The organism is Candidatus Dactylopiibacterium carminicum (assembly GCF_014736495.1).
GTDB lineage: Bacteria > Pseudomonadota > Gammaproteobacteria > Burkholderiales > Rhodocyclaceae > Uliginosibacterium > Uliginosibacterium carminicum.
On the sequence record NZ_MDUX01000043.1, the window covers coordinates 24,048 to 31,613 of the forward strand.

The 7,566-nt window shown below is 61.7% G+C and carries 5 protein-coding genes; 2 read left to right on the forward strand and 3 right to left on the reverse strand.

Going from position 1 to position 7,566, the window contains the following annotated elements:
- The first annotated feature begins 19 nt into the window (after nt 1–19).
- The gene (locus BGI27_RS12490) at nt 20–880 is read left to right on the forward strand and encodes a type IV pilus twitching motility protein PilT (RefSeq protein WP_223871788.1); all 861 of its coding nucleotides are present in this window, start codon (nt 20–22) and stop codon (nt 878–880) included.
- A 329-nt stretch (nt 881–1,209) separates the two neighbouring features.
- Here BGI27_RS12490 and BGI27_RS18130 read toward each other — a convergent pair whose 3' ends face one another.
- The gene (locus BGI27_RS18130; RefSeq protein WP_095529989.1) at nt 1,210–1,497 is read right to left on the reverse strand and encodes a hypothetical protein; all 288 of its coding nucleotides are present in this window, start codon (nt 1,495–1,497) and stop codon (nt 1,210–1,212) included.
- Between the two features lie 87 nt (nt 1,498–1,584).
- Complete coding sequence (gene pdxH / locus BGI27_RS12495; RefSeq protein ID WP_095525194.1) at nt 1,585–2,178, reverse strand: pyridoxamine 5'-phosphate oxidase; 594 nt, start codon at nt 2,176–2,178, stop codon at nt 1,585–1,587.
- 251 nt (nt 2,179–2,429) lie between these two features.
- Between pdxH and BGI27_RS12500 the strand changes: the two genes are divergently transcribed.
- Nucleotides 2,430–3,047, forward strand: coding sequence for a hypothetical protein (locus BGI27_RS12500; RefSeq protein WP_095525195.1), 618 nt, complete (start codon nt 2,430–2,432; stop codon nt 3,045–3,047).
- Nucleotides 3,048–3,107: 60 nt separating this feature from the next.
- On the opposite strand, the gene BGI27_RS12505 is transcribed toward BGI27_RS12500, so the two are convergent.
- Nucleotides 3,108–7,025, reverse strand: coding sequence for a DUF3683 domain-containing protein (locus BGI27_RS12505; RefSeq protein WP_095525196.1), 3,918 nt, complete (start codon nt 7,023–7,025; stop codon nt 3,108–3,110).
- Nucleotides 7,026–7,566: the final 541 nt, after the last annotated feature.

Consider the following 7,566-nt stretch of genomic DNA (forward strand, 5'->3'; position numbering starts at 1 on the left):
CCCTTGACCGGAAGCCCGCATGGACCAGCCCGACTATTCCCTGATCGAAACCCTCTCCCATGCCGAGGCGAGGGAGATCGCCACCGGCGGCACGCTGATCGAACTGATCCTCAGCCTGCTCAATTCCGATATTGTCTTCTCCGACATCATCATCCATCAGAACAGTCCGGTGATGCTGCGTCAGCCCAAGCGCCTGGTCGCCGTTTCCGACATCCCGGTCACCGGGCAGGAGCTGGAGGAGTTCTTCGAGGTCGTCGAGCCCGCCTGGGAGGAGCGCATCCTGGAGCGCGCCTTCGATCGCGCCAAGGATCTCTACAGCGCGCGGTTACGCGTCAACTGCTTCACCTTCCACGGGCGCAAGCGTCTGGGCTGCGTGATCCGGCGCTTTCCCACCGAGCCGCTGGCGCTGGCCTCGCTGGGCCTGCGCCAGAATACCCAGGCCTTCGCGCGCCTCTCCAGCGGGCTGGTGCTGATCGTGGGCGACACCTGCCAGGGAAAATCCACCACCATTTCCTCGCTGCTCGACGAGATCAACCGTAACCGCCCCGGCCACATCATCACCATCGAGGATCCGGTGGAAACGCTGATCCCGCAGCGGCGCAGCATCGTCACGCAGCGCGAGGTCGGTGCCGATGGCGACGTGGCGAGCTATTACCTTGGTGCGCTGGATGCCTTGCGCGAGCGGCCCGACGTGATCCTCATCGGCGAGATCCGCGACGCCGAAACGGCGCAGGAGGCTGTGGCGCTGGCCGAGGCCGGCCCACTGGTGTTTGCCACGCTGCATGCGCGTTCCACCGAGCTCGGGCTGCAGAAGCTGCATCGCCGCTGGGCAATTCGGATGCTCAGGCGCAGGCGCTTGCCAGCGCTTTGCGCGGCGTGATCTGCCAGGCATTGCTGCCGGCGGTGACAGGTGACCGCTACCACCTTGCCACCGAGTGCCTGACCATGAACCAGGAAGCCGCGCACCTGATCGCCACGGTCAACTTCGCCGGCATTCGCGGTCTGATTGACCTGCTCACGGTGGACCCGCATTCGGGCTCGCATAGCATGAACGACGATCTGCAGCACCTGATCAAGGCCGGCAAGGTTGGCATCGAGGATGCACGTCGGGCCAGCACCGATCTGCTGAAATTCGGCGACATGGTGAAAGAGGGTGAAAGAGTTGCGTGGCTGAGCGGCGAGCCGGGCTGTAGCCCGGCTGTCACAGCTTCAGGAACGCGGGCCGAACATGTAGCGGCTCTTTTCCTCCGGAGCAGCCGTCTTGCGCTCTGCCGGCGGGTGTTCCGTCAGCCTGGCCGGCGCAATCCAGCCCAGGCGGTCACGGATCTCCAGTGAGGCGGTAACCAGTTCGATGTCCTCGCATTCCTCCGCGGCGTCCAGCACCTGCCAGGCGTAGGCCTGCTCGGCGAAGAAACGCTGGGTATTGAGCACCAGCCCCTTTTCCTTGCGCAGACGGATCTTGATCAGGGCGAGCAGCTGGAGGACGGCTGTATCCATGGCGATGTACTGAATGTGAGGGCGGAGCCCACGTTCAGCAATTGGCATGCCTGGAAGCCGGAGAGTGACTTGCGCGACCCGTGCCGTTCAGGGGAAAAGAATGCTGGTATCCCAGCCACCGGCGGCGTTGCGGCGATATACCAGGCGTTCGTGCAGCCGGAACGGTTTGTCCATCCAGAACTCGATCTTGCGTGGCACAACACGGAAGCCGCTCCAGAATTCTGGCCGTGGAATGGCTCCGATGTTGAATTTCAGTGCATAGCGCGCCACGCGCTGCTCCAGTTCGAAGCGCGTCTGCATCGGTTGCGATTGTTTCGAGGCCCAGGCGCCGATGCGCGAATCGCGCGCGCGGCTGGCGTAGTAGGCGTCTGCTTCCTCATCGCTGACGCGCTCCACCTCGCCTTCGACGCGTATCTGACGCTTCAGCGATTTCCAGTGGAAGCACAGCGCGGCCTTTGGGTGAGCCAACAGCTCCTGGCCTTTCTGGCTGCCCAGGTTGGTATAGAAGACGAAGCCGCGTTCATCGAACCCCTTGAGCAGCACCATGCGCACCGAGGGCATGCCGTCTTCACCGACAGAGGCGATGGACATTGCATTGGGATCGTTGGGTTCGCTCTTTTCGGCTGCGACTAACCATTTTTGAAACAGTTCAAAGGGGTTCTCAAGCGTGGAGCCAAACATAGAGATTCCTGAAAAAGATCTGCACTTTGTTGGGTTTGGATGTCTGATCTATCTGTGGTTTTGTTTGACCTAAATCAAATTATTTGCATCGATTTTGTACGACTTCAGCCGGCGATGTGTGCTGCATGTCGCTGGGCTGGTCTTTAATTTTTTAATCGAATATTTCATGGATTTACAACAATAGATGCGCTCGGCATGATTCTGTCCCACGCTGGATTTGCAGCGCAAAACTTATAAATTCAAGGAAGATCATGATCAAGAGTTATGTTTTTGCAGTACTGCTTGGAGTGATGGCACTGACATCTGGGTGTGCATCCTTCCAGAACATGGAAACTGCCCGGTTTGCAGAACAGCCACCAATCGCTGTTTCTGCTGCAAAACCCGCTGCATTCGTAGAAACGCGATTCTTTATGGGAGAGCCTGACAAGGCTGTAGTTGAATGGTTGCACATGAAAGAAAAACTGCACGCACTGACTACGTCAGCGATTGAGGAGTCTGGCCTTCTCTCTGAATTAAGTATGAACGAAGAGGAAAAGGGAAACTTCAGCAACCGGATCCGTGTCGATGTTTATAACCATGGTGATCAGGGCGCTGCCGCAGTGTTTGGATTCATCAGTGGTCTTACCCTTGGGGTTATTCCTGCTGCTGCTACTGATAACTACACGGTTAAAGTTGTATTGCTTGATCGCGAAGGTAAAGAGCTTAAAAGCAGTACCAGTAAGGATTCAGTTACAACGTGGATTGGTTTGATCTTCATTCCGATGGCGGGCAATACGCCTGAGATTGCCGTGACCGAAACCATCAAGAACCAGATCAAGCTCGGCTTTAGGGATCTCGTCGACGGTGGAACTTTGATCGCTGCAAAGTAAGGTTCGTTCTTGGTAACCATGCCCCCTGAGCGCATAACGCTGTGATGTGCGCCAGCGGGGTTAAAGCAGTACCCTCTCGATGCCTCCGGCATAGGTTTTTTGCACGTAGTCCGGTAGCCAGTTCTCGCCCAGGATGCTCTTCGCCAGTTCGATGACGATGTAATCCGCATCGAGGCCTTCCACGTCGTCCTTGTAGCGTTGCAGGCCTTGCAGGCAGGCCGGGCAGGAAGTGAGCACCTTCAGGTCGCCCGTGAAACCGTCGGCACGCAGCTGGTCCGTGCCGGTCACGAGTTCTTCTTCTTTGCGGAAGCGCACCTGAGTGGAAACGTCCGGCCGCGCCACCGCCAGCGTGCCGGATTCGCCGCAGCAGCGATCCGATTTGGCGATGCGTGTGTGGTCCACTGTCTGGATCAGCGCATTGACGGTCTTTAGCGGATCCTGCTGCTTCATCGGGCTGTGGCAGGGGTCGTGATAGAGGTAGCGGGTGCCGCTCACGCCTTCGAGCTTCACACCCTTTTCGAGCAGGAATTCGTGGATGTCGATCAGACGGCAGCCGGGGAATATCTTGTCGAATTCGTATTGCGTGAGCTGGTCGAAACAGGTGCCGCAGCTCACCACCACGGTCTTGATGTCGAGGTAGTTGAGCGTGTTGGCCACACGGTGGAAGAGCACGCGGTTGTCGGTGGTGATCTTCTCCGCGAGCTCCGCCTGACCGGCACCTTTCTGCGGATAGCCGCAGCACAGGTAACCGGGCGGCAGCACGGTCTGCACGCCGACATGCCAGAGCATCGCCTGGGTGGCGAGACCGACCTGTGAGAACAGGCGCTCGGAGCCGCAGCCGGGGAAGTAGAACACCGCTTCGGAGTGCACGCTGGTGGCCGCCGGATTGCGGATCACCGGCACGACGTGATCATCCTCGATGTCCAGCAGCGCGCGTGCCGTCTTCTTCGGCAGGTTGCCCGGCATCTTCTTGTTCACGAAGTGGATCACCTGCGCCTTGAGCGCCGGTTTGCCCAGCGAGGCTGGCGGATGGCGCGTACTGCCGCGGGTGAGCGGGCGCAGCAGGTCCACGGCCAGGCGCTGTGCCTTGTAGGCCCATTCGATGCTGGTCTTGCGCAGGAACTTGATCTTTTCCGGCGAGCTGGTGTTGAGGAAGGCCATCGCCAGCTTCTTGGCCGGGTTGAAGCTCTGCTTGCCCATCTTGTGCAGCAGGCTGCGCATGGCCATCGATACGTCGCCGAAGTCGATGTCCACCGGGCAGGGCGTGTAGCACTTGTGGCAGATGGTGCAGTGCTCGCCCACGTCCTCGAATTCTTCCCAGTGTTTGATCGACACGCCGCGCCGCGTCTGCTCTTCGTACAGGAAGGCTTCGATCAGCAGCGAGGTGGCGAGGATCTTGTTGCGCGGCGAATAGAGCAGGCTGGCGCGCGGCACGTGCGTGGAGCACACCGGCTTGCATTTGCCGCAGCGCAGACAGGCCGAGACCGAGTCGGCGATGGCGCCGATGTCGCTCTGCTGCATGATCAGCGACTCGTAACCCATCAGGTTGAAGGACGGCGTATAGGCGTTGCGCAGGTCCGCGCCGGGCATCAGCTTGCCACGGTTAAAACGGCCCTGCGGGTCGACCTGCTGCTTGTAGGCATGGAAGGGCGCGAGTTCCTCGGCGGTGAGGAACTCGTACTTCGTGATGCCGATGCCATGCTCGCCGGAGACCACGCCGCCCAGCGCACGCGCCAGGTGCATGATGCGCTCCACGGCCACGTTGGCCTCGCGCAGCATTTCGTAGTGGTCGGAGTTCACCGGCAGGTTGGTGTGCACGTTGCCGTCGCCGGCGTGCATGTGCTGTGCAACGAAGACGCGCCCGCGCAGCACGTCCTTGTGGATGGCGTCCAGCCGCTCCAGTACCGGCCTGTAAGGATTGCCCTCGAAGATCTCGGTGATCGGCAGCTTCAGCTCGTTCTTCCAGGAGATGCGCAGGCGGTGATCCTGTACCCGGTGGAAGAGCAGATCATCGGCCCGGTCCTGGCCTTCGGCGAGCTGGATGCCGAGTTCGGCAAAGCGCGCCTGCGCCTCGGCCAGTGGCAGGTCGAGATTTTCCAGCACCCAGGTCCAGCGTCGTTGCACTGCTGCCAGCGCTTCCTGCGCGCGCACGCGGCAGTCGCCGATGATCTCTTCGGGGCTCAGCGCCGGATCGTAGGCACGCAGCGGCAGCTCGCCCTGCAGGAAGGCCTGCACGGCCTCGGCCAGGCGTAGCTTGTTGCGGATGGAGAGCTCGATGTTGATGCGCTCGATGCCGTCGCAATAGTCGCCCATGCGTGGCAGCGGGATCACCACGTCCTCGTTGATCTTGAAGGCGTTAGTGTGGCGTGCGATGGCGGCGGTGCGCGAGCGGTCCAGCCAGAATTTCTTGCGCGTTTCCGGGCTGACGGCGATGAAGCCCTCGGCGCCGCGCGCATTGCACAGGCGCACCACTTCGGCGGCGATCTGCGCCACCTGTTCTTCGACATCGCCGACGATGTCGCCGATCAGCACCATCTTCGGCCGGCCATGGCGCTTGGCCTTGGTGGCGTAGCCCACGGCCTTCACGTAGCGTTCATCCAGGTGCTCCAGGCCGGCGAGCATCACGCGCGCGTCGCCGATCTTCGGCTGACGGTCGAGGAAATCCTTGATCTCGACGATGGCCGGCACGGCCTCGCGCACCTGGCTGAAGAATTCCAGGCAGACCGTGCGCGTGTGGGCAGGGAGTTTGTGCAGCAGCCAGCGGGCGCTGGTGATGATGCCGTCGGTGCCTTCCTTCTGGATGCCGGGCAGGCCGCCGAGGAACTTGTCGGTCACGTCCTTGCCCAGTCCGACCTTGCGGAAGCGTGCGCCGGGTAGGGTGAGCAGGTTTTCGCGGCGGATCGTGCGGCCGTCGTCCGCCAGATATTTGAGGCGGAAGCTGACTTCGGCCTGATCGTGGATCTTGCCCAGGTTGTGGTTCAGGCGCTCGACTTCCAGCCATTCGCCGTCGGGCGTGACCATGCGCCAGGAGGCCAGATTGTCCAGCGCCGTGCCCCACAGTACGGCCTTCTTGCCGCCGGCGTTCATGGCGATGTTGCCGCCGATGCAGGAAGCGTCCGCCGAGGTGGGGTCGCAAGCGAACACCAGCCCGTTGTCTTCGGCCAGATCCATAACGCGCCGCGTGACGACGCCGGCGCCGGTGAACACCGTGGCGTAGGGCTCGGCCACGCCGGGCAGGGCCGTCTGCGCATCGACCTTGCCGATGTCGATCAGCTTCTCGGTGTTGATGACCACGGCGTCCAGCGTCAGCGGTACGGCGCCGCCGGTGTAGCCGGTGCCGCCGCCGCGCGGGATGATGGTCAGCTCCAGTTCGATGCAGGCGCGCACCAGCGGCGCGATCTCTGCTTCGGTATCCGGGTAGAGCACCACGAAGGGGTATTCAACGCGCCAGTCGGTGGCGTCGGTGACGTGCGCCACACGCGCATAGGCATCGAAGGCGATGTTGTCGCGCCGGGTATGGCGCAGCAGGCGCTTGAGCGCCCGCGCACGCAGCGCGGCGGTGTGCTCGAAATGCTGCGCGAAGGCATCGACGGCTTGCTGTGCTGCCGCCACCAGCTGGCCCACACGCTCGGCACGCACCGCATCTTCGGCGGCTGATTCCACGCGCCGCTTCTCCACCTCGCGCAGGCGATGGCGCAACGCATCGAGCAGCGCCTCGCGGCGCTTCGGATTGGCCAGCAGGTCGTCTTCCAGATAGGGATTGCGCTGCACCACCCAGATATCGCCCAGCACCTCGTAGAGCATGCGCGCGGAGCGGCCGGTGACGCGCTCGGCGCGCAGCGTGTCGAGCACGGCCCACATCTCCTCGCCGAGCAGGCGGATGACGATCTCGCGGTCGGAGAAGGAGGTGTAGTTATAGGGAATCTCGCGCAGGCGCACGGGCGCCTTGGCGATTGGGAACTCGGGGGCGGGATGCATGGCTGGGGGGCCTTGTGTGTCGGGTTGTGCTGCAGATTCTAGGTGAAAGCGGCTGGTGCTGTGTGGCGTGGTGGGGCGGTGGGTAAAACCCGTGTGCGGGGGAGCGGCATGGCCGGATGTGTGGATGGATGGCTACGTGACAAACCGCACATCCCGCCCGCGCCGGTTTTGACAGGCCTGTGTCGCGGCATAGGCTGGCGAGGTTTGTTGTGTTCGGCGATCATTGTGGCGGTATGGCTGACTCACGAGTGTTCTCATGCGGCGCAATTCGCTGCGCTCATTGACGCCCTACCCGTCCGGCGTGGTACGCATGGGTGTGCCGTATGCGGTGATTGTGTAGCCTGGATGTAAGCCGAAGGGTGGAATTCGGGGCTTCTCGTGGCACAAGACCCCGGATTCCGCTGCGCTGCATCCGGGCTACTTGCTCTGTAATTAAGGGCACTGAGCTCTGTGCTCATTTTGCTAAAATTCGGTGTTGAATTGAGGTGAATCGCCCCGGGTTTCCTAGACAGCCCCGAGCTTCATGAAATACTGTTTTTCA